Raw genomic sequence first — 24,302 nt, forward strand, 5'->3', positions numbered from 1 at the left:
TGCCTCACCGGTGCTGGGGGCGGTCGGGGAAACGGCGCGCGGGAGAGGGTCAGGCCATGCCGAGCTCGCGGTCGATGAAGGCGAAGACGTCGTCGGCGGACGCCGAGTCGAGGCGCTGCGCCACCGTCGCGGTGTCCCCGCCCTGTTCCAGCTTCGTGAGCAGGGCGCGCAGGCGGGTGGTCACGTGGCCGGCCGCGATCTCCTCGGGCGCGGCGGTCGCGACGGCGACCTCCAGGCGGTCCAGCCCGGCCAGCAGCGTGTCGGCGGGCGCCGCGTCGTCGCCGACGAGTTCGGCGAGCAGCACCGCGACGAGCGCCTGCGGTGTCGGGTGGTCGAACACGACGGTCGCGGGCAGCCTCACGCCGGTCGCCGCGGCCAGCCCGTTGCGCAGCTCGACGGCCGTCACCGAGTCGAAGCCCAGGTCCTTGAACGCCCGCGCCGCGTCGACCTCGGTCGGGTCGCCGTAGCCGAGCACGGCGGCCACGTGCCCGCGCACCACGTCGAGCAGCACGGCCCGGCGCTCGCCGTCGGCCAGCCCCGCCAGCCGCGCGGCCAGCCCGTCGCCGTCGGACGTCGGCTCGGCGGGCGCGAGCGCGGCGCGCGCGGCCGGGACGGTGTCCAGCAGCGGACGCGGGCGGGCGGACGCGTAGGTGGGCGCGAAGACGGCCCAGTCGAAGTCGGCCACGACGGTGTGCGCCTCGTCGCGGTCCAGCACGCCTTGCAGCGCGGTCAGCGCGAGCTTCGGGTCCATCGTCCGCACACCCCGGCGGGCCAGGTGCTCGCCCGCCTCGCCGGACGCCATGCCGTCGCCGCCCCACGAGCCCCACGCGACCGAGGTGGCCGCGAGCCCCCTGGTGCGGCGGTCGTGCGCGATGGCGTCGAGCACCGCGTTGGCCGCCGCGTAGCCGACCTGGCCGCCGGAGCCCCACACCGCCGCGCCCGAGGAGAACACCACGAACGCGTCCAGCTCCCGGTCGGCCAGCAGGTCGTCCAGGTGCAGCGCGCCGACCACCTTCGCGTGGCCGACGTCGGCGAAGTCGGCCACGCCGACGTCATCCACACCGGACTCCAGGTGGGTCACGCCCGCGGCGTGGAACACCGCGGTCAGGTCCGGCAGGTCCGCCAGCAGGGCGGCCAGCGCGTCCCGGTCCGCGACGTCGCACGCCACCGCCTCGGCGCGGCCGTCGAGTTCGGCGAGCAGCCCGGCGATGCCCGGCGTGTCGGGACCGCGCCGCCCGGTGAGCACGACGCGCTCCGCGCCACCCGCCACGAGCCAGCGGGCCACGTGCGCGCCGACACCGCCCGTGCCGCCGGTGACCAGCACGGTCCCCCGCGGTGTCCACACGTCGCGGCCGGGTGACGCGGGCGCGGGCGCCAGCCGGCGGGCCAGCGCGCCGCCCGACCGCAGCGCCACCTGGTCCTCCGGACCCGTGAGCACGCCGAGCAGCTGCGCCACGACGTCGTCGGACACCTCGGCGGGCAGGTCCACCAGGCCGCCCCAGCGGTCGGGGCGGTCCAGGCCGAGCACCGTGCCCAAGCCCCACAGCGCGCCTTGGAACCGGTCGGCGAGCCGTTCGGCGGCGTCGACCGCGACACCCGCCGACGTGCCGAACCACAGCGGCGCGGTCACCCCGGCGTCGTCCAACGCCTGCACCAGCGCGACGGAGGCCGCCACCCCCCGGGACAGCGCGCCGAACAGCGGGTGCGGCCGGGCGTCCAGGCCCAGCAGCGACAGCACCCCGTCGACGGTCTCGCCGGCGAGCGCGGTGCGCAGCCGTGCGGCGATCAGGTCGCGATCCGCCTCGTCCACCTCGACGGGCACGACCCGCGCGCCACGCGCCTCGAACCCCTCGACCACCGCCCGGCACCGCTTGTCCCCGTGCGGCGTTCCGGGCACCACCACCAGCCACCGGCCGGGCAGCCCGACGCCGACCGGCACCGGCAGCCACCGCACCCGGTACCGCCAGGAGTCCACCGTGGACTTCTCGCGCAGCCGTGCCCGCCACGCCGACAGGGCGGGCAGCACCCGGCCCAGCGCGTCCTCGTCCACGGCGAGGTCGGCCGGGAGCGCGGGCAGGCCGCCGTGCTCGACCGCGGCCCAGAACGCCTCGTCGGCCGGGTCGGCGGCCGCGCGCGGCTCCTCGGTGAGCCAGAAGTGCCGGTGCTGGAACGCGTAGGTCGGCAGCCGCACGGGACGCGCGCCCGGCAGCAGCGCCGCGAAGTCCGGCGACACACCGCGCACGTGCAGTTCGGCGACCGACCGCAGGAACCGGTCGAACCCGCCCTCGTCACGGCGCAACGTCCCGGCGGCCACCACGGGCTGCTCGCGACCGTCCAAGGTCTCGCCCACGCTCGGCAGGAGCACCGGGTGCGGGCTGATCTCGACGAACGCCGAGTGCCCCTGCGCGGCCAGCGACCGGACCGCGTCGGCGAAGCGGACCGTGGAACGCAGGTTGGTGTACCAGTAGCGGGCGTCCAGCTCGTCGCCGCCCACCCACTCCCCCGTGACGGTGGACAGCATCGGCACCTCGCCGGCCCTGGGCCCCACCGGGCCGAGGTCGGCCAGCAGCCGCTGCTCGATGTCGCCGACCTGGGCCGAGTGCGAGGCGTAGTCCACGTTGACCCGCCTGGACCGCACGCCCAGCGAGGTCAACAGCCCGGCCAGGCCGTCCAACGCCTCGGGGTCGCCCGACACCACGACCGACGACGCGCCGTTGTCCGCCGCGACCGACACCCGGTTCCCGAAGGACCCCAGGTGCGGCACCACCCCGGCGGCCGACAACGCCACGGACAGCATCCCGCCGCGCCCGGCCAACCGCTCCCGGATCGCCCGGCTGCGCAGCGCCACGACGCGGGCGCCGTCCTCCAGCGACAGCCGACCGGCCACGACGGCGGCGGCGATCTCGCCCTGCGAGTGGCCCACCACCGCGTCCGGCCGGATGCCGTGGTGCGCCCACAACGCGGTCAGCGACACCATGACCGCCCACAGCGCCGGCTGCACCACGTCGACCTGGTCCAGCGTGGGCGCGCCCTCCTCGCCGCGCGCCACCGCGACCACGTCCCAGTCGACGAACGCCGACAACGCCCGCGCGCACTCGGCCATCCGGGCGGCGAACACCGGCGAAGCCTCCAGCAGCGCGGCGGCCATGCCGACCCACTGCGCGCCCTGCCCGGGGTAGACGAAGACGGTGCGGCCCTCGACGTCGGCCGTGCCGGTGACCACGGCGGCCGAGGGGACGCCGTCGGCGAGCGCGGACACCCCGGCGGCCAGCTCGGCGGTGTCGCGGCCCAGCACCACGGCCCGGTGCTCGCGGGCGGCGCGGGTGGTCGCCAACGACCACGCCACGTCCCGCGCGGGGAGGTCCGCGCCGGCCAGGTGGTCGCGCAACCGGGCGGCCTGCGCGGTCAACGCGCCCGAGGTGTGCCCGGAGAGCACCCAGGGCACCACGCCGTCCGGCGCCGGCTCGCGCTCCTCGGCCTGCACGTCGGGCGCCTGCTCCAGCACCACGTGCGCGTTGGTGCCGCTGATGCCGAACGACGACACGCCCGCGCGCCGCACCCGTTCCCCGGCGGGCCAGGGCTGCTCCTCGGTCAGCAGCGCCACGTCGCCCGCGCTCCAGTCCACCTCCGCGGACGGCTCGGTGACGTGCAGGGTCCGCGGCAGCAGCCCGTGGCGCAGCGCCAGCACCATCTTGATCACACCCGCGACACCGGCCGCGGCCTGCGAGTGGCCGAGGTTGGACTTCAGCGAGCCCAGCCACAGCGGGCGCTCGCGGTCCTGGCCGTAGGTGGCGAGCACGGCCTGCGCCTCGATGGGGTCGCCGAGCCGGGTGCCGGTGCCGTGCGCCTCCACCGCGTCCACGTCGGCGGGCGCGAGGCGGGCGTCGGCCAGCGCGGCGCGGATGACCCGCTGCTGCGACGGCCCGTTGGGCGCGGTGATGCCGTTGGACGCGCCGTCCTGGTTCACCGCCGAACCGCGCACCACGGCCAGCACCTCGTGCCCCAGCCTCAGGGCGTCCGACAGCCGTTCCAGCACGACCACGCCCGAGCCCTCGGACCAGCCCGCGCCGTCCGCGCCCGCCGCGAACGACTTGCACCGGCCGTCCGGCGCCAGCGCCCGCTGCCGGGAGAACTCCAGGAACGTGGCCGGGGTGGCGATCACCGTCGCGCCGCCGGCCAGCGCCAGCGACACCTGGCCGGACCGCAGCGCCTGCACCGCGAGGTGGATCGCGACCAGCGAGGACGAGCAGCCCGTGTCGACGGTCAGCGCCGGACCTTCCAGGCCGAGGTGGTAGGCCACCCGGCCGGAGACCATGCTGCCCGCGCCGTAGCTGTTGGGGTAGTCGTGGTAGACGACGCCCGCGTAGACGGCGGTGCGCGTGCCCTTGAGGTCCGCCGGGTTGATGCCGGCGTGCTCCAGCGCCTCCCACGACGTCTCCAGCAGCACGCGCTGCTGCGGGTCCATGTCCGCGGCCTCGCGCGGGCTGATGCCGAAGAACGCCGGGTCGAACAGCGGCGCGTCGTGCAGGAACCCGCCGCGCCGCACGTAGGTCGTGCCCTCGTGCTCCGGGTCGGGGTGGTAGAGCGCGTCCACGTCCCAGCCCCGGTCGGCCGGCATGTCGGACGTGACGTCACGGCCTTCGCGCAGCAACGCCCACAAGTCCTCGGGCGTGGCCACGTCACCGGGGTAACGACACCCGAGTCCGACCACCGCGATCGGCTCCGCCGCGCGGTCCCGCACCTCCGCGAGCCGCCGACCGGTCTCGTGGAGGTCGGCCGTCACCCGGCGCAGGTACTCGCGGAGCTTCGCTTCGTTGGACATCGAACCACCGTTCACGAGTTGCTCAGCTTGTCGTCGATGAACCGGAAGAGGTCGTCGTCGCTGCCGTCCTCCAGCAGGGCCGCGACCGCCTCGCCGGCGCCGTTCGTGCCGTTCGGCCCGCCGCCGAGCAGGGCGCGCAGCCGCCGGTCCACCAGCGCGCGCACGTCGTCGTCCAGGCCCGCCCCGAACGCGGCTTCCAGCCGGTCGAGGTCGTCGAGCACCGACCGCGCGGTGTCCGGCGCGAGTTCGCCGCGCAGCACCTCGGCCAGCGCGAGCGGGGTGGGGTGGTCGAACACCAGGGTCGCGGGCAGCCGCAGACCCGTGTCGGCGACCAGCGCGTTGCGCAGCTCCACGGCCGTCAGCGAGTCGAACCCGAGATCGCTGAACGCCCGCTCGGCGGCGACCAGGGCCGCCCCGCCGTGGCCGAGCACGCCCGCGACGCGCTCGCGCACGAGTTCCAGCAGCAGGTCCCGCTGGTCCGCCTCGGTGAGCCCGGCGAGCCGGGCGGCCAGGTCGTCGGCGTCGCCGGAGCGCTCGGGCGCGGTGTCCTCGGCGAGCGCCGCGCGGGCCTCCGGGACCGCGTCCAGCAGCGGGCGCCGCCGCGACAGCGCGTAGGCCGGCGCGAACACCGACCAGTCCAGGTCGGCGACGACGGTGTGCGCCTCGTCCCGGTCCAGGACGCCCTGCAGGGCGGCGATCGCGGTGCCCGGCGCCATCACGCCCACGCCGAGCCTGGTCAGCCGGTCCTCCTCGCCCGCCGCCATGCCGCCGCCCGCCCACGAGCCCCAGGCCACCGACGTGCCGGCCAGCCCGCGTGCCCGGCGGTGCCGGACCAGCTGGTCCACCAGCGTGTTCGACGCCGCGTAGCCGACCTGTCCGCCGGAGCCCCACACCGCCGCGCCCGAGGAGAACACCACGAACGCGTCCAGCTCCCGGTCGCCGAGCGCGGCGTCCAGGTTGAGGGCGCCGACCACCTTCGCCCGGCCGGACTCGGCCAGGTCGACCTCGGTCAGCTCGTCCACACCGGACTCCCGGATCAGGGTGCCCGCCGCGTGGAACACCGCGGTCAGGTCGGGCAGCGCGGCCAGCAGCCCGGCGACCGCGCGGTCGTCGGCCACGTCGCACGCCACGGCCTCCGCGCGTCCGCCGAGTTCGGCCAGCAGCTCGGTCACTCCCGGGGTCTCGGCGCCGCGCCGCCCGGCGAGCACCACGCGGTCCGCGCCGCCGTCGACCAGCCAGCGGGCCAGGTGCGCGCCGACGCCACCCGTGCCGCCGGTGACGAGCACGGTCCCGCGCGGGCGCCACTCGCGCACCGCCGGTCCCTGCGGCGCGCGGACCAGCCGGCGGCCGAACACACCGGACCTGCGCACGGCGACCTGGTCTTCCTCGCCGGCGGTCAGCACGGCCGCCAGCCGGTCGAGCACCCCGGCTGCGGCGGGCGTGTCGGCGGGCAGGTCGACCACGCCGCCCCACGTGCGCGGCCGGTCCAGCCCGAGCACCGTGCCGATGCCCCACAACGCCGTCTGGCGCAGGTCGCCGGGCCGGTCGAACCGGTCGACGGCGACCGCGCCCACCGTGGCGAACCAGACGGGGGCGGTCACGCCCGCGTCGTCCAGGCCCTGCACCGCGGCGACGGCCGCGGCGACGCCGAGCGACAGGCCGGGTGACAGCGGGTGCGGCCGGTCGTCCAGGGCGGACAGCACCAGCACCCCCGCCGGTTCCAGGCCGCCGACGCGGTCGGCCACGACGGCGCGGTCGGTGTCGTCGAGAACGCGCACCACGGTCACCCCGCGCCGGGCCAGGCCGTCGGCTACCGCGGTGACCCGTTCGTCGTCCGGGCCGATGACCACCCAGGTCCCCTCGGCGCGGCGGTCGGCCAGGTGCACCGAGCGCCACTCCACCCGGTACCGCCAGGAGTCCACCGCGGACCGCTCGCGCAGCCGGTCCCGCCACGACGACAGCGCGGGCACCACCTGCGCCAGCGCCGCCTCGTCCACGGCGAGGTCGGCGGACAGGTCGGCCAGCCCGCCGTCCGCCACGGCCGCCCAGAACGCGTCGTCCTGACCGGTGCTCGCGGCGGAGCGCTCGGGCACGTCGATCCAGTGCCGGGTGCGCTGGAAGGCGTAGGTCGGCAGGTCCACCCGGACCGCGCCGCGCCCGCCGTGCACGCGTTCCCAGTCCACCGGCCCGCCGGTCGCGAACACCCGGCCCACGGCGGTGGTCAGCGCCACCACCTCGTCCCGGTCGCGCCGCTGGGCGGCGATCAGCGCGCCGTCGACCCGGGCCGTGCCCGTGAGGACGCCGTCCGGGCCCACTTCCAGGAACCGGCGCACGCCGTGCGCGGCCAGCGCGGTCACACCGTCGTGGAACCGGACGGCGTCCCGCGCGTGCCGCACCCAGTAGTCGGCGGTCACCAGGTCGTCGCCCTCGGCCGGCGCGCCGGTCAGCGTCGAGACGACCGGGATGGCCGGCGGGGCGAACGAGATCCCGGCCAGCACCCGCCGGAAGTCGGCGAGCATCGGCTCCACCAGGGGCGAGTGGAACGCGTGGCTGACCGGCAGCCGCTTGGTCCGCCGGTCGCCCAGCGCGGCCATCACCGCCTCGACGTCCGCCGCCGCGCCGGAGACCACCACGGAGGTCGGCCCGTTGACCGCCGCGAGCCCGACCGCGCCGGTCAGCAGCGGCCGCACCTCGTCCTCGGTGGCCTCGACCGCGACCATCGCGCCGCCCTCGGGCAGCGCCTGCATCAACCGGCCGCGCGCCACCACCAGCCGGGCGGCGTCCGCGAGCCCGAACACCCCGGCGACGTGCGCGGCGGCGATCTCGCCGATCGAGTGGCCCGCCAGGAAGTCCGGGGTCACGCCCCAGTCGGTCAGCAGCCGGAACAACGCCACCTCGAACGCGAACAGCGCGGGCTGGCTGAACTCCGTGCGGTCGAGGACCGCCTGGTCCTCGCCGAACACCACCTCGGTCAGCGACGTGCCCAGTTCGCCGTCCAGCACGGCCACCGCGGCGTCGAACGCTTCCCGGAACACCGGGAACGCCGCGTGCAGCCGCCGGCCCATGCCGATGCGCTGCGCTCCCTGACCGGTGAACAGGAACGCGGTCGGTCCGCCGACGGCGGTGTCGCGGCCGTCCAGGGCGCGCAGCCCGGCGATCAGCTCCGCGGTGGACGCGCCGATTACGACCGCCCGGTCCTCCAGCGCCGCGCGGGTGGCGCCCAACGACCACGCCACGTCGACCGGGCGCAGGTCGGCGGCCGCCGCGGCGAGCCGGTCGGCCTGCGCCCGCAACGCCTCGGGGCCGCGCGCGGACAGCGGCCAGGCCACCACGTCGGTCGCCACGACGGCGGGCTCGACCGGGGTGGGCGCGGGCGCCGCCACCTCTTCGATGATCACGTGCGCGTTGGTGCCGCTCACGCCGAACGACGAGACCCCGATGCGGCGCGGGGTGTCCCGGGCGGGCCACGGCACGGCGCCGGTCAGCAGCTCCACCCGACCGGACGTCCAGTCCACGTGCCGGGAGGGCTCGTCGACGTGCAGGGTCTTCGGCAGCAGCTCGTGCCGCAGCGCCAGCACGGACTTGATCACGCCCGCCGCGCCCGCCGCCGCCTGGGCGTGGCCGATGTTCGACTTGATCGAGCCGATGAGCAGCGGCCGGTCCCGGTCCCGGCCGTAGGCGGCGAGCAACGCCTGCGCCTCGATCGGGTCACCCAAGGTGGTGCCCGTGCCGTGGGCTTCCACCGCGTCCACGTCGGCGGGCGTGAGCCCGGCGTTGGCGAGCGCCGCGCGGATCACCCGCTGCTGCGACGGGCCGTTCGGCGCGGTCAGCCCGTTCGACGCGCCGTCCTGGTTCACCGCCGAACCCTTGACCAGGGCCAGCACCTCGTGACCGTGCCGCCGCGCGTCCGAGAGCCGTTCCAGCACCAGCAGCCCCGCGCCCTCGGACCAGCCCGTGCCGTCGGCGCGGTCGGAGAACGGCTTGCAGCGGCCGTCCGGCGCGAGCCCGCGTTGGCGGGAGAAGGCGACGAACGGAGCCGGGGTGGCCATGACGAGCACGCCGCCCGCGAGCGCCAGCGAGCACTCGCCGTTGCGCAACGCCTGCGCCGCCAGGTGGATCGCCACCAACGACGAGGAGCACGCCGTGTCCACCGACAACGACGGCCCCTCGAACCCGAACGTGTAGGAGACTCGGCCCGACAGCACCGCGGAGGACGTGGCGGTCGCCAGGTAGCCCTCGACGCCCTCGGGCGCGTGGTCCAGCAGGTCGGCGTAGTCCTGGCCGCCGGTGCCGGCGAACACGCCGACCTGCCCGCCGCGCAACGACTCCGGGGTCACCCCGGCGCGTTCCAGCGCCTCCCAGGTCAGTTCCAGCAGCACCCGCTGCTGCGGGTCCATCGCGGTCGCCTCGCGCGGCGAGATGCCGAAGAAGCCGGGGTCGAACAGCGCCGCGTCGTGCAGGAACCCGCCCTCGCGGACGTAGCTGGTGCCGGGTGCGGCGGGGTCGGCGTCGTAGAGCGCGCGGGTGTCCCAGCCGCGGTCGGTCGGGAACCCGGTGATCGCGTCCACGCCGCCGACGACCAGCTCCCACAGCTCTTCCGGCGACCGGACGCCGCCGGGGTAGCGGCACGCCATCGACACGATCGCGATCGGGTCGTCACCGACCGCGGCGGGCGCGGGGCCGACCGCGGCCGGCTCGTCACCGACCAGCTCGACGTCCAGGAACCGGGCCAGCGCCACCGGCGTCGGTTGGTCGAACACCAGCGTCGCGGGCAGCCGCGTGCCGACCGCCTCACCGAGCCGGTCGCGCAGCTCCACGGCGGTCAGCGAGTCGAACCCGAGGTCGCCGAACGCGCGGCCGGGCTCCACCGCCGAGGCGTCGTCGTAGCCGAGCACGGCCGCGACGTGGTCGCGCACCAGGTCGGTGAGGGCGCGGCGCCGCTCGGCCTCGGGCAGCGCGGCGAGCCGCCCGGCGAGCGCGGACCCGTAGAGCGCGTCGGCCGCCCGGTCCAGGCCCAGCAGCTCCCGCACCTCCGGCAGGTCGTGCAGCAGGGGGCGGGCGCGGGCGGCGCTGTAGGTGGGCGCGAACCGCTCCCAGTCCAGGTGCGCCACCACCAGGTGGTGCTCGTCGTGGTCGAGGGCCTGTTGGAGGGCGGCCACCGCCGACGCGGGGTCCATCGGCGGTATGCCGTGCTTGCGCAGCTCGTCGCCCAGCGCGTCCTCGTCGACCATGCCGCCGCCGCCCCAGGTGCCCCAGGCGACGGAGGTGACCGGCAGGCCGCGCCGGCGGCGCTGCTGGGCGAAGGCGTCCAGGTGGGCGTTGGCGGTCGCGTAGCCCGGTTGACCGGCCGAGCCCCACACCGCCGCGCCGGAGGAGAACAGCACGAACGCGTCCAGCTCACGGTCCGCGAGCAGGTCGTCGAGGTGCCGCGCGCCGGCGACCTTCGCCCGGCCCGCGGCCGCGAAGTCGGCGAGGTCCAGGTCGGCCAGGCGGGCTTCGGCCGGCAGCACGCCCGCCGCGTGCACGACGGTGAGCGGACCGTCCGGCGGCAGGTCGGCGACCAGCGCCGCCACCGCGTCCCGGTCCGCCACGTCGCACGCGGCCAGCGTCACGGTCGTGCCGAGGGCCTCCAGCTCGGCGGCCAGCTCCCGCGCGCCGGGGGTGTCCGCGCCGCGCCGACCCACCAGCACGAGGTGCCGTGCGCCCCGATCCGCGAGCCACCGCGCCACGTGCGCGCCGACCCCGCCGGTGCCGCCGGTGACCAGGGCCGTCCCGCGCGGCGCCCAGGCGCGCTTCGGCGCGCCGGCCAGCGGCGCCCGCACGAGCCGGCGGCCGAGGACGCCCGCGGCTCGGACCGCCACCTGGTCCTCCGCCCGGTCGGCCAGCACGTCCACCAGCCGGTCGAGCAGCGCGCCGTCCCACACGACGGGCAGGTCGGCGAACCCGCCCCAGGTCAACGGGTGGTCCAGCGCGAGCACGCCGGCCAGGCCGAGCAGCGACCCCTGGGCGGCTGAGGTGATCTCCTCGCCCCGGTCCGCGGCCACCGCGCCCGAGGTGACGAGCCAGGTGGGCGCGGTGACCTGCGCGTCGCCCAACGCCTGCACGGCCAGGACGGTCCGCGCCACGCCCTCGGTGATCGTCCCGTGCACCGGGTGCGGGGTGTCGTCCAGCGCGGTCAGCAGCACCACGCCCGACAGCGCCGTCAACTCCCGCCACCGGTCGGCCAGCTCGGTTCGACCGGCGTCCACCGGCAGGGTCAGCACGTCCGCGCCGCGGGCCGCGAGCCGTTCGGCCACCGCCGCCGCGCGTGGTTCGCCCGCGCCGGACAGCACCAGCCACCGCCCGGTCAACGGCGCGCCGGACCCGCCGGCGGTCGGCTGCCACCGCACCCGGTAACGCCACCCGTCGAGTTCCGCGCGTTCCCGGCCGCGTGCCCGCCACGAGGCCAGCGCGGGCTGCACCCGGGCCACGTCCTCGCCGTCCAGGCCCAGCAGCTCGGCCAGGTTCGCCTCGGCGACGGCGGTCCAGAACGCGGCGTCCTCGGCGACGGTCGCGGACGTGGCGGCCTCGCGGGCCGGCACGACGGTCGACTCCAGCCAGTACCGCCGGCGGCGGAACACGTGCGTGGGCAGCTCCACCCGCTCACCGCCGGGGTGCACCGCGCTCCAGTCCGGCGACGCGCCGTGGACGTGCAACCGGGCGACGGCCGCCGCGAACGCCGCCACCTCCTCGCGGTCCTCGCGCTGGGCTGCGGCGAGCACGACCGCGTCGGGTTCCGCGAACGACCGGGCCATGCCGGTGAGCACACCGGCGGGTCCGACCTCCAGGAACCTGGTGACGCCGCGCGAGACCAGTGCCTCCACCGCCGCGTGGAAGCGCACCGCGCGGCGCGCGTGCCGCACCCAGTAGTCGGCGGTCGTCAGGTCGCCGTCCTCGGCCGGCGCGCCGGTCACCGTCGACACGACCGGGAACCCGGGCGCGCGGTACTCGACCTTCTCCGCGATCCGCCGGAACTCCTCCAGCATCGGCTCCATCAGCGGCGAGTGGAACGCGTGGCTCACCACCAACCGCTTGGTGCGCCGATCACCCAGCCGGGAAACCACCGCCTCGACACCGGCCTCGGAGCCGGACAACACCACCGACGACGGACCGTTCACCGCCGCGACGTCCACCCCGGCCACCAGCAACGGCACCACCTCGGCCTCTGCGGCCTCCACCGCCACCATCGCCCCGTCCGAGGGCAACTCCCCCATCAACCGACCACGCGCCACCACCAACGAACACGCGTCCTCCAGGGAGAACACCCCCGCCACATACGCCGCCGCGAACTCGCCGATCGAATGACCGGCCACCAGATCCGGCCGAATACCCCACGACCCCAACAACCGGAACAACGCCACCTCGAACGCGAACAACCCAGGCTGCGCGAACTCCGTCCGATGCACAGCATCGTCCTCGACCACCTCGGCCAACGGCCGCGACAACAACGGATCCACCACCGCGCACACCTCGGCGAACGCCTCCCGGAACACCGGGAACGCCTCACCCAGAGCACGACCCATGCCCACCCGCTGCGAACCCTGACCCGTGAACAAGAACGCGGTCAGGCCCGACCGCACCACTCCCGCTTCCACCCCGGCGACCCGCTCACCGGCCGCGACCGAGCGCAGCCCCGCCACCAGGTCGTCCCTCGTCGACCCCACCACCACCGCGCGGTGCTCCAAGGCGTCCCGCGTGACGCCGAGCGAGTAGGCGATGTCCACGTCGGACGCCGGGTCGGCGACGGCGAAAGCCGCCAGCCGGGCGGCCTGGGCGGCGAGGTCGTCGGCCGACCGGCCGGACACCGACCACAACCGCACGGGCGGCTCCGCGACGTCGACCGGCTCCGGGGCCGGCTCCTCGACCGGGGCTTCCTCGATCACGGTGTGCACGTTCGTGCCGGAGATGCCGAACGACGAGATGCCCGCGCGGCGCGGCCGGTCGGACGCGGGCCACGGGCGTGCCTCGGTCAGCAGCGCCACGTTCCCGGCCGACCAGTCGACCTGGTCGGTGGGCTCGTCGGCGTGCAGGGTCCGGGGCAGCAGGCCGTGGCGCATCGCCATGACGACCTTGATCACGCCGGCGACGCCCGCCGCCGCCTGCGGGTGGCCGATGTTGGACTTCACCGAGCCCAGCCACAGCGGGTGCTCGCGCTCCTGGCCGTAGGTGGCCAGCAACGCCTGAGCCTCGATCGGGTCGCCCAGCGTGGTGCCCGTGCCGTGCGCCTCCACCGCGTCGACCTGTGCGGGTGAGAGTCGCGCGTCGGCCAGGGCGGCCCGGATCACCCGCTGCTGCGCCGGGCCGTTCGGCGCGGTCAGCCCGTTGGACGCGCCGTCCTGGTTCATGGCCGAGCCGCGCACCACGGCCAGCACCGGGTGCCCGTTGCGCCGCGCGTCGGACAGCCGCTCCAGCACCAGCAACCCCGCGCCCTCCGACCAGGCCGCGCCGTTCGCGCCCCGGCCGAACGAGCGGCAGCGGCCGTCGGGGGACAGCGCGCGCTGCCGGGAGAACTCGACGAACAGCTGGGGCGTCGCCATCACCGCGACCCCGCCCGCGAGCGCCAGCGAGCACTCGCCGCGGCGCAACGCCTCGGACGCCAGGTGGATCGCCACCGACGACGACGAGCACGCCGTGTCCACGGTGACCGCGGGCCCTTCCAGCCCGAACGTGTAGGCGACGCGGCCGGAGGCGATGCTGCCGGACGTGGTGCTGTCGGCGTAGTCGTGGTGCATCAAGCCGGTGAACACCCCGGTGGAGGTGCCCCGCACGGAGGACGGCGGGATGCCGGCCCGCTCGAACGCCTCCCAGGCCACCTCCAGCAGCAGCCGCTGCTGGGGATCGGTCTCCAGGGCGTCCCGGGGGCTCATCCCGAAGAACACCGGGTCGAACTCCGCCACGTCGTGCAGGAAGCCGCCCTCGCGGGCGTAGGTCTTGCCGGGCGTGCCGGGTTCCGGGTCGTACAGCCCGTCGACGTCCCAGCCGCGGTCGGTCGGGAACCCGGTGATCGCGTCCACGCCGCCGACGACCAGCTCCCACAGGTCCTCCGGCGACCGGACGCCACCGGGGTAGCGGCACGCCATCGACACGATCGCGATCGGCTCCTGCTGCCGGGCCTCCAACTCGCGCACGCGCCTGCGGGCCTGCTGGAGGTCCGCGGTGGCCCGCTTCAGGTAGTCGCGGAGCCTGTCGTCGTTCGCCATCGGTCTGGGTCCACCCTCTTCAACGGGTCTGCGGAGGTGCGGGCTGCCGGTCAGGAGATGCCGAGTTCGCTGTCCAGGACCGCGAACAGCTCTTCGTCGGTGGCGCCGCCCAGGTCGGCGGGCGCGTCGTCGTCGCCGGACGCGCCGCGCGCGTCGTGCCAGGTGCGCAGCAGCGCCTCCAGCCTCGCGGTCACCCGAGGCACGTCCGCCCCGGTGACGACCGCGAGCGCGGCCTCCAGCCGGTCGACCTCGGCGAGCACCGCCTTGGCGTCGTCCTGGTCGCCGGCGAGGTCGGCCAGGAGGGCGTGGGCGAGCGCCAGCGGCGTCGGGTGGTCGAACACCAGGGTGGCGGGCAGCCGCAGCCCGGTCGCCGCGGCGAGCAGGTTGCGCAGCTCGACGGCCACGAGCGAGTCGAAGCCGAGTTCCGTGAACGCGCGCGTGGGCGGCACCTCGTCCAGGTCGCGGTGCCCGAGGACGGACGCCGTGTGCGTGCGCACCAGGTCCAGCACCACCTGGTCGCGCTCCACCGGGGACAGGTCGGCGAGCCGGTCGGCCAGCGCGCGGGCGTCCGCGCCGGACGCGGCGGGCGTGGTGCGGCGGACGGTGGCGCGGACCAGGTCGCGCAGCACGGCGGGCAGGTCGTCGGCCCGTGCCGCCAGGGCCCGCGGGTCGACCCGCATCGGCACCACCGCCGGGTCGCCCGCGGCCAGCGCGGCGTCGAACAACGCCACGCCCTCCTCCGGCGACAGGGCGGGCAGCCCGAGCCGGTCCAGCCGGCGCAGGTCCGCGGCGTCGAGGCGGACGCCCATCCCGGTGCCCGACCACAGGCCGTACGCCAGCGAGGTGGCGGGCAGGCCGGCCGCGTGCCGGTGCTCGGCGAGGGCGTCGAGGAAGGCGTTGGCGGCGGCGTAGTTGGCCTGCCCCGCGCCCGCCACGACGGCGGCGGACGAGGAGACGAGCACGAACGCGGCCAGGTCGGTGGTCTGCCGGTGCAGGTGCCAGGCGGCGTCGACCTTGGCCCGCAGCACGGCGTCCACCTGGTCCGGGGTGAGGTCGGTGAGCAGCGCGTTGTCGGCGACACCCGCCGCGTGCACGACGGCGGTCAGCGGGTGCCGCGCCGGTATCCCGGCCAGCAGCGCGCCCACGGCGTCGGCGTCGGCGGTGTCGCAGGCCTCGATCACCACGTCCGCGCCGGCCGCGACCAGGTCGGCGCGCAGTTCCGCCGCGCCGGGCGCGTCCGGGCCGCGCCGGCTCGTGATCAGCAGCCGGGTCACCCCGTGGTCGGCGACGAGGTGCCGGGCCAGCAGCCCGCCCACGCCCCCGGTGCCGCCGGTGATCAGGACGGTGCCGTCCGCGCTCCACGGCGCCGGACCTTCGACGGGTGCCACGCGCGCCAGCCGGGGCGTCAGCACCTGGCCGCCGCGCACCGCGACCTCGGGTTCGCCGGTGCCGATGGCGACCGCGAGCAGGTCCTCGCCGCCGTCGGCCAGGTCGACGACGGTGAACCGGCCGGGGTGCTCGGCCTGCGCCGCGCGCAGCAGACCCCGCAGCGGCGCCTGGGTGAGGTCGTCGTGGCGGGTCAGCACGACCAGGCGGGACGCGGCCAGCCGCTCGTCGTCCAGCCACGCCCGCAACAACGCGAGCGTGTCGTGAGTAGCGGCCCGCGCCTGGGCGGGGACGTCACCGGTCACGTCGCCGGGCCGCACCGGTGCCAGCACGACATCGGGCACCGCGGCGCCGCTGTCCACCGCGGCGCGCAGCGCGGCCAGGTCGGCGTGGCGGAAGGCGGGCGCGGGCACGTCGCCCAGCGCCGCCCAGGCCCCTTCGTCCGGTGTGGCCGCCGACCCGGTGGTCGCGGGCGTCCAGCGGACCCGGAACAGCGAGTCGGTGCGGCGGGGCGCCAACTGCTCCGCGGTCACCGGGCGGGCGACCAGCCGGCCGATCGTGGCCACCGGCGCGCCCGCGCCGTCCGCCACGACCACCGACAGCCGGTCCTCGCCCTCGGGCCGCACGTGGATGCGCAGCTCCGTCGCGCCGGACGCGTGCAGCACCACGTCGTTCCACGCGAACGGCAGCGGGGTGCGCTCTTCCGAACCGTCGGCGAGGTTGGCGTGCAGGGCGGCGTCCAGCAGCGCCGGGTGCAGGCCGAACCGGGCCGCGTCGCGGTGCGCGGACTCCGGCAGGGCCGCGTGGGCGAACAGTTCGCCGTCCGGTCTCCGCCACAGCGCGCGCAGACCCCGGAACACCTCGCCGTAGCCGTAACCCGACTCCGCCAGCCGGTCGTAGAACCCGGTCAGGTCGACGGCTTCGGCGCCCGGCGGCGGCCACTCGGTCAGCGACCCGGGTGTGCCCGCCGACGAGTCGAGCACACCGGAGGCGTGCCGGGTCCACGGCTCGTCGCGGCCCTCGGGTCGGGAGTGGACGGTCACGGTGCGCCGCCCGTCCTCGTCCGCGCCGCCCGCCGTGACGCGCAGCGCGAGCGCGCCGTCCGCCGGCACCACCAGGGGCGCTTCGAGGGTCAGCTCCTCGACGGTGTCGCAGCCGACCTGGTCGCCCGCGCGCACCGCCAGTTCCAGCAACCCGGTGCCGGGCACCAGGACCGTGCCGTGCACCGCGTGGTCGAGCACCCAGGGGTGGCCCGCGCCGGAGAGCCGTCCGGTGAGCACCACGGAGCCGGTCGCCGGGTCCTCCACGACGGCGGACAGCAGCGGGTGGCCGCCGGCGACCAGGCCGAAGGACGTGGCGTCGCCGCCGGCGTCGGCCGACTCCAGCCAGTACCGGCGGCGCTGGAAGGCGTAGGTGGGCAGAGGCGTGACGCGCGCGTCGCGGCCGGCGAAGAACGCCCGCCAGTCGACCTCGACCCCGTGGGTGAACGCCGCCGCGACCGCCGCGGTCAGCGACACCACCTCGTCGCGGTCACGGCGCTGCGTCGGCACGGCCACGCCCGCGTCGGCGGCCAGGCCGGCGAGCACGGCGTCCGGGCCCACCTCCACGAACCGCGAGACCCCTTGTCCGGCCAGCAGGTCCAGGACGTCGTGGAAGCGCACGGTGTCGCGCACGTGCCGCACCCAGTAGTCGGCCGAGGCGATCCGGTCGGTGACGAGCTCACCGGTGAGCGCCGAGGCGAACGGCAGCGCCGGCGCGCGGTACTCGACCTTCTCCGCGATCCGCCGGAACTCCTCCAGCATCGGCTCCATCAACGACGAGTGGAACGCGTGGCTCACCGCCAACCGCTTGGTGCGCTTGCCGACCAGCCGCGCCACCACCGACTCGACCGCCGTCGCCACCCCCGACAACACCATCGACGACGGACCGTTCACCGCCGCGACATCCACCCCGCTTTCCAACAACGGCGCCACCTCGGCCTCGCCCGCCTCCACCGCCACCATGGCCCCGCCGGACCCCAACTCCCCCATCAACCGACCACGGGCCACCACCAACGAACACGCGTCCTCCAGGGAGAACACCCCCGCCACATACGCCGCCGCGAACTCGCCGATCGAATGACCGGCCACCGAATCCGGCCGAATCCCCCACGACTCCAACAACCGGAACAACGCCACCTCGAACGCGAACAACGCAGGCTGCGCGAACTCCGTCCGGTGCAACGCCTCGTCCTCGACCACCTCGGCCAACGACCGCGACAACAACGGGTCCACCACCGCGCACACCTCGGCGAACGCCTCCCGGAACACCGGGAACGCGCCGGACAACCCACGACCCATGCCCACCCGCTGCGAACCCTGACCCGTGAACAAGAACGCCACCTTGCCCGGGGTGACCCGGCCACGCACGGCCGAGTCGGCGAGCGCCGCCGCCAGCTCGGCGGTGTCGCTGCCCACGACCGCGAGCCGGTGCTCCAGGTGCGCGCGACCGGTCGCCAGGGAGAACGCGACATCGCCCGCACGCTGGTCCCGCAGGGCCTCGCGCAGCCGCCGCACCTGGGCGGACAGCGCTTCGGGCGTCCGGGCCGACAGCAGCCACGGCACGACGGCGGTGTCGACCGTCGCCGGGGCGACGGGCTCGTCCCCCGCCTCCTCGACCGGTGGCGCCTGCTCCAGCACGACGTGCGCGTTGGTGCCGCTGATCCCGAACGACGACACGCCCGCCCGGCGCGGGCGGCCGGTGTCCGGCCAGTTCAGCGCCTCGACCGGCAGCCGCACGTCGCCGGCCGTCCAGTCCACGTGGGACGACGGCGTGCCCACGTGCAGGGTGGGCGGCACCTGACCGTGCCGCATCGCCATGATCGCCTTGATCACGCCGGCCGCGCCCGCCGCCGCCTGCGTGTGGCCCAGGTTCGACTTGACCGAGCCGAGGAACAGCGGGTGCTCCCGGTTCTGGCCGTAGGTGGCGAGCACCGCCTGCGCCTCGATCGGGTCGCCCAGCGTCGTGCCGGTGCCGTGCGCCTCCAGCACGTCCACGTGCTCGGGCGACAGGCCCGCGTTGGCGAGCGCCGCGCGGATCACGCGCTGCTGCGACGGGCCGTTCGGCGCGGTCAGCCCGTTCGACGCGCCGTCCTGGTTCACCGCGGTCCCCTTGACCACGGCCAGCACCGGGTGGCCGTGCCGCCGCGCGTCGGACAGCCGTTCGACGACCAGCAGCGCCGCGCCCTCGGCCCAGCCGGTGCCGTCGGCGGCGTCGGAGAACGGCTTGCACCGGCCGTCGGGCGACAGGCCGCGCTGCCGGGAGAAGTCCACGAAGGTCTCGGGCGAGGGCATGACGGTGACACCGCCCGCGAGGGCCAGCGAGCACTCGCCGCGGCGCAGCGCGGTGACCGCCAGGTGCAGCGCCACCAGCGAGGACGAGCACGCGGTGTCCACGGTGACCGCGGGGCCTTCCAACCCGAGGGTGTAGGCGACCCGGCCGGAGAACACGCTGCCCGCGTTGCCGTTGCCGATGAAACCCTCGAACTCCTCCGGCACCACGGCGACGCGGGACGAGTACTCGTGGTACATCAGGCCCGCGTAGACACCCGTGCGGCTGCCCTTGAGCGAGGTCGGCGCGATGCCCGCGTGCTCCAGCGCCTCCCACGCGACCTCCAGCAGCAGCCGTTGCTGGGGGTCCATCGCGGTGGCCTCGCGCGGCGAGATGCCGAAGAACTCCGCGTCGAAGTCGGCGGCGTCGTGCAGGAAGCCGCCTGTGCGCGAGTAGGTGTGGCCGCGGCTGTCCGGGTCCGGGTCGTAGAGCGCGTCGACGTCCCAGCCCCGGTCGGCGGGGAAGTCGGACACGGCGTCCACGCCGCCGGCGACCAGGTCCCACAGCTCGTCCGGGCCGGTGACCCCGCCGGGGAACCGGCAGCCGATCCCGACCACGGCGATCGGGTCGTGGTCCCGCCGCTCGGCCTCGCGCAGCCTGCGCCGCGCCTCCCGCAGGTCCGCCGTGGCCCGCTTGAGGTAACCCAGGAGCTTTTCCTCGTTCTCCACGCACGCCTCCAGGACCGTCGCCCGGCCGCACCGACCGGTCGCGGCACACCACCGCGGAATTGGGATGAGCGACGCCTCCACGAGACCGCCCCCGCGGGATCCCGTCGCCGTGCGAAGCCCTTTTCGCCTGCGCTTTTCCGGCTCGCTCAGCCGCCCTGACGCTACGGACGCCCCTTGGGCGCACCCACCCCTAGCCTCCCTTAGCGTGCCCCTAGGGGCGGGTGCGTCCCCCTGCTGCCGGTGGGGCCACCCCGATCAACCGGGCCGCACGACGAGGACGACCCCGACCGGGTGGCCGGGGTCGTCGTGGGGAGGAAGCGGGGCTCAGACCGGGACCGTGTCCTCGGGCTCGGCATCCTGCTCGGCGGCCTTCTGCGCGCCGGGTTCCTGCTCGACCGCGGCGGCCGGGTCGTCGTCCTCGGTGTTCCGCTCCGGCGGCGTGGCGGGCGGTGGCGTCGGGCGGGCGACCTTGCGCAGCAGGGCGAACGCGACCACGGCGGTGACCAGCAGCGTGCCGGTCACGGCGTAGGCCGAGGCGTGCACCTCGTCCACGAACGCCGACCGCGCGGCCCCGGCCAGCAGGTCCCCCGCGGCGGTGGGCAGTCGCCCGGCGGCTTCCAGCGCCGAGCCGAGGGTCTCCCGGGCCGCGGCGACGGCGTCGGCCGGCGCGTCCACGTCGGCCAACCCCGAGCGGTAGACGAACGCGCCCAGGCTGCCCAGCAGCGCGACACCGAGCGCGCCGCCCAGCTGGCTGCCGGTCTCGGACAAGCCCGACGCCGCGCCCGCCCGCTCCGGTGGCGCGTTGGTCACCACCAGTTCGGCGGTCAGGGTGAGCACCATCGCCATGCCCAGCGCGCTGAGCGCCTGGCCGATCACGGCCTCGGCCAGCCCGTGGTCGACGCCGACCCGGGTCATCAGCAGGAAACCGCAGCCGCCGACGAGCAACCCGATCACGATCACGACGGCGTGCCGGAACCTCGCGGCCAGCGCGGGTGCGAGCACCGCGGCGCCGATCGCGGCGGTGAACACCTGCGGCAGCGACCACAGCCCGGCCTCGAACGGCCGCAGCCCCAGCACCAGCTGGAGGTACTGGCTGGTGAAGAAGAGGAACCCGACGAGCGCGAAGTTGGTCAGCAGGCTGGTGACCAGCGCCGCGGAGAACGCCGCCTTGCGGAACAGCCGCACGTCGACCATCGGGTCGTCGAGCCCGCGCTGCCGCCAGACGAAGATCGGCACGAACAGCAGTCCCACGACGACCGCGACCAGCGCGGGCGTGGAGGCGCCGCCCTCGGCGCACTCCTTGATGCCCCAGACCACCGGCAGCACGGCGACGAACACCAACAGGGTGCTGAGCAGGTCGAACCGGCCCGCCCGCGGGTTGCGGTACTCGGGCAGCAGCAGCGGTGCGAGCACCACCAGCACCAGCATGATCGGCAGGTTGATCAGGAACACGGAACCCCAGTGGAACGACTGGAGCAGGCCGCCGCCGACCAGCAGCCCGATGGCCCCGCCGGCGGAGAAGCCCGAGGCCCAGATGCCGATGGCGGCCCGGCGCTGGCCCTCGTCGCGGAACATGGTCCGGATCAACGACATGGTGGAGGGCATGAGCGTGGCTCCCGCCGCGCCCATCAACGCCCGGGTGCCGATCAGCGCCTCGGGGGTGGCGGCGTAGGCCGACGCGGCGGAGGCGACGCCGAACAGCGCGGCCCCGATGATCAGCAGCTTCCGCCGTCCGATCCGGTCGCCGAGCGTGCCCATCGGGATCAGCAGCCCGGACAGCACGAAGGCGTAGATGTCGGTGATCCAGAGCAGCTGGCTGCTCGTCGGCGCCTGCTCGGCGCTGATGAACGGCAGGGCGTAGGACAGCACGGTCATGTCCATGCTGATGATCACGGTGACGAGCACGAGGACGACCAGTCCCCACCACTCGCGCCTTCCTGCACGTGGGCCGGGAGTCATGCGGTGACACTACCCAGGATCTATACGTTTGTATACGACATTTGTATGAACAGGGGTTTGGTGATCGGCTAGGATCACCTGATGGGTCACCGGGAACAATTGCTCACCGGGGCTAAGCAGTGCCTCTACGAGCGCGGCTACGCAAGTACGACGGCTCGCGACATCGTCGCCGCCTCGAACACCAACCTGGCGTCCATCGGTTACCACTTCGGGTCGAAGGACGCCCTGCTCAGCGCGGCCCTGGTCGCCGCGTTCGAGGAGTGGGGCACCGAGATCGACCGGGTCATGGCCGCGGCCGGCTCGGACGGCACCGTGGCGGACCGGCTGGAAGCCATGTGGGCGGGCGTGCTGGAGTCGTTCACCAGCCACCGGCCGCTGTGGGTGGCCGGTCTGGAGGCCTTCGCCCTGGCCGAGCGGATGCCCGAGCTGCGCGAGCGCCTGGCCACGACCTACCGCCGCGCCCGCCCGTCGCTGGGCGGCTTGGCGGTGCCGGACGGGGGCGAGGAGGACCCGACCCGGCTGGCGGCCGGGTCGTTCCTGCTGGCCGTGATGATGGGGCTGACCGTGCAGAGCCTCATCGACCCGACCGCGATGCCGACCGCGTCGGACCTGCTCTCGGCGGTCCGGGCCATCACCGACCGCCTGGACGTCCGGTTCCCGGAGACCGCCTCCGCCGTCGCGCCGGCCGAGGACGACGAGGCCGCGCGGGACGCCCCGGTCACCCACCCCTGACGACGTCGGCCCCTATTCCGCCCGGGTGCGATAGGGGTTGTCGGGCCGGTCGGCGCACCGGCAGGGTCGGACGTGCCCGGCCCACCGATCGAGGAGGTTCCATGGCACGGCGGGAGCCCTCGCGGTGACGGCGGCGACGGGGACCTGGTTGCGCCGGTTCCAGCCGACGGCCGACGCGCCCACCCGCCTGGTCTGCCTGCCGCACGCGGGCGGCTCGGCCACCTGGTTCGCGCCGTTGGCCCGCAGGCACGCGCCGCACCTGGACGTGCTGGCGGCGCAGTACCCGGCGCGGCAGGACCGGCGCGGGGAACCGCCCGTGCCGTCGATCACCGGCTTGGCCGCGGGCGTCGTGGCCGACCTGCTGCCGCTGGCGGACCGGCCGATCGCGCTGTTCGGGCACAGCATGGGCGCGACCGTGGCCTACGAGGCGGCGCGGCTGCTGCGGGGGCACGGCGTGACCCCGGTGGCGTTGTTCGCCTCCTCCCGCAGACCACCGGCGACGCACCGGGGCGAGGTGCTGCACACCAAACCGGACGCGGACCTGCTGCGCGAGCTGGACGCGCTGGGCGGCACCGACCTCCGGTTGCTGGACCGGGAGCTGCTGGACCTGGCGCTGGCCGCGCTGCGGGTGGACTACCAGGCGGTGGAGGACTACGAGCACGTGCCGGGCGAGCCGCTGACGTGCCCGGTGACCGCGCTCGTCGGCGACGCGGACCCCAAGGTGACCCCGGAGGAGGCGGCGGGCTGGGCGGCGTGCACCACCGGGCCGTTCACCCGGGAGGTGTTCCCCGGCGGCCACTTCTTCCTGACCGGGCACGTCGACGCGGTCGACGCGCTGATCACGTCGCGGCTCGTGGCGGCGCCGAGGTGAGCCGCCTCGCGGTCAGGCGCCCGCCGCCAGCCCGATCGCGCACAGGTGGGCGGCCCACCGGCGCAGGTCGGCGCGGACCCGACCGGGGTCGTCGTCCCAGCTGCGGGCCAGCGCGTCGCCCGCCCGGTCCACGTCGCCGCCGTGCTGCCACAACGCGATCCACATCGCGGTCTGCGGTGCGTCGAGCACGTGCCGGGCGCCGGTCCCGGACACCGTCAGCAGCAGCCGGCCGTGCCGGTCGACCGTCGCCGACACCGGGTTCGTCAGGGTGACCCGCACCGCCACCTCACCCGGCTCACCGGCGACGGGATCGTTCGTCCAGGGGGCGCAGCGCGGGCGGCGCCAGCTCCAGCCGCACGTCGCACCACGCCGCCTGCCACGCCTGGCCGACCACGCACAGCACGCCGCCGCCGGTCGCGACGAACTCGCGCGACACCGCCCGGACCACGTCGAGGGCCCAGCGGTCGACGTCGAGCGCGTCGTCGAGGACCAGCAGCCGGGGTTCGCCCAGCAGCGTCGCGGCCAACCGCACCAGCAGCCGCTGCCCGGCGGTGCACTCCGCCACCACCACGCCCGCGCTGTCGGCGAGTTGGCACACCGCCAGCAGCGAGTCCACCCGCCGCGCGGCCACGACGGGCGGGAAACCCCGGAACAGCGCCACGTGCAGCAGCACCTCGCGGCACGTCAGCCGGTCGCTCACCGGCACGCGGTCGGGCACCAGCCCGACGACCGGCCGGCGGCCCCCGTCCCACGGGTCGCGCCCGACCAGTTCCACCACCCCTTCGTCGGGCGGCAGCAACCCGGCCGCCAGGCAGGCGACCGTCGTCTTCCCGCTCCCCGGGCCGCCGACCACGCCGACCACGGCCCCGACGGGCACCACCAGGTCGACGTCGCGCAGCACGACCCGGTCGCCGAACTGCTTGCCGACCCCGGACAACCTCGACACGGCCGCACGTCCGGGAGCCACCCGCGCCCGACCGCACCCGACCTGCTCGCTTGCCAGCGTCACGCTCATGAGCCCTCCCTGTGGCACGTGCCTCCACGCTATGGCGGCCGGCGCGGCGGGAACATGGCGCTAAAACCACAACGAGGGTAGGGCTACCTCACCCCCCGATCGTGCAGGGCGACGACGGTGCGTGACCGCTGTGCGGCGCAACACGGCCGGTGGGCACGCTGTCAATACCTGGCCGGGCGGCGATCGTCACTGGGTGGAGTGAACCGTGCCGTACGACCGAGTCCACCTCGACGGTCGTACG

Annotated in this window: 8 protein-coding genes; 2 read left to right on the forward strand and 6 right to left on the reverse strand. The window is 75.7% G+C overall.

Going from position 1 to position 24,302, the window contains the following annotated elements; all coding sequences use genetic code 11:
• Nucleotides 1–49 precede the first annotated feature (49 nt).
• From EDD40_RS04660 to EDD40_RS04675, 4 genes are all read right to left on the reverse strand, one after another.
• Nucleotides 50–4,837, reverse strand: coding sequence for a type I polyketide synthase (locus EDD40_RS04660; RefSeq protein ID WP_425471126.1), 4,788 nt, complete (start codon nucleotides 4,835–4,837; stop codon nucleotides 50–52).
• The gene (locus tag EDD40_RS04665; protein WP_425471331.1) at nucleotides 4,834–14,223 is read right to left on the reverse strand and encodes a type I polyketide synthase; all 9,390 of its coding nucleotides are present in this window, start codon (nucleotides 14,221–14,223) and stop codon (nucleotides 4,834–4,836) included. Before EDD40_RS04665 ends, EDD40_RS04660 begins: the two co-directional genes overlap by 4 nt.
• A complete protein-coding gene (locus EDD40_RS04670) occupies nucleotides 14,112–19,544 on the reverse strand; it encodes a type I polyketide synthase (RefSeq protein WP_425471332.1) in 5,433 nt (1,810 codons plus the stop codon). The genes EDD40_RS04665 and EDD40_RS04670 overlap by 112 nt, the downstream gene beginning before the upstream one ends.
• 264 nt (nucleotides 19,545–19,808) lie before the next feature.
• Nucleotides 19,809–21,443 carry an MFS transporter gene (locus EDD40_RS04675; RefSeq protein WP_123741793.1) on the reverse strand — a complete coding sequence of 545 codons (1,635 nt, stop codon included), beginning with the start codon at nucleotides 21,441–21,443 and terminating at the stop codon, nucleotides 19,809–19,811.
• A gap of 81 nt (nucleotides 21,444–21,524) precedes the next feature.
• Between EDD40_RS04675 and EDD40_RS04680 the strand changes: the two genes are divergently transcribed.
• Together EDD40_RS04680 and EDD40_RS04685 are read left to right on the forward strand one after the other, a co-directional pair.
• Nucleotides 21,525–22,175 carry a TetR/AcrR family transcriptional regulator gene (locus EDD40_RS04680; RefSeq protein ID WP_123741794.1) on the forward strand — a complete coding sequence of 217 codons (651 nt, stop codon included), beginning with the start codon at nucleotides 21,525–21,527 and terminating at the stop codon, nucleotides 22,173–22,175.
• 124 nt (nucleotides 22,176–22,299) lie between these two features.
• Entirely contained in the window at nucleotides 22,300–23,046 is a 747-nt protein-coding gene (locus EDD40_RS04685) for a thioesterase II family protein (RefSeq protein WP_123741795.1), read from the forward strand.
• Between the two features lie 12 nt (nucleotides 23,047–23,058).
• On the opposite strand, the gene EDD40_RS04690 is transcribed toward EDD40_RS04685, so the two are convergent.
• Entirely contained in the window at nucleotides 23,059–23,325 is a 267-nt protein-coding gene (locus EDD40_RS04690) for a hypothetical protein (RefSeq protein WP_148088677.1), read from the reverse strand.
• A gap of 16 nt (nucleotides 23,326–23,341) precedes the next feature.
• On the reverse strand, nucleotides 23,342–24,061 hold the full coding sequence (locus EDD40_RS04695; RefSeq protein WP_123741797.1) for an ATP-binding cassette domain-containing protein: 720 nt from the start codon (nucleotides 24,059–24,061) through the stop codon (nucleotides 23,342–23,344).
• Nucleotides 24,062–24,302: the final 241 nt, after the last annotated feature.

The organism is Saccharothrix texasensis (assembly GCF_003752005.1).
Taxonomy (GTDB): Bacteria; Actinomycetota; Actinomycetes; order Mycobacteriales; family Pseudonocardiaceae; genus Actinosynnema; species Actinosynnema texasense.

What these genes read in the sequence shown, in the direction of transcription:
- EDD40_RS04680 (WP_123741794.1), top strand. Translation starts at nt 21,525, where the DNA reads ATGGGTCACCGGGAACAATTGCTCACCGGGGCTAAGCAGTGCCTCTAC.
- EDD40_RS04675 (WP_123741793.1), bottom strand. Translation starts at nt 21,443, where the DNA reads ATGACTCCCGGCCCACGTGCAGGAAGGCGCGAGTGGTGGGGACTGGTC.
- EDD40_RS04695 (WP_123741797.1), bottom strand. Translation starts at nt 24,061, where the DNA reads ATGAGCGTGACGCTGGCAAGCGAGCAGGTCGGGTGCGGTCGGGCGCGG.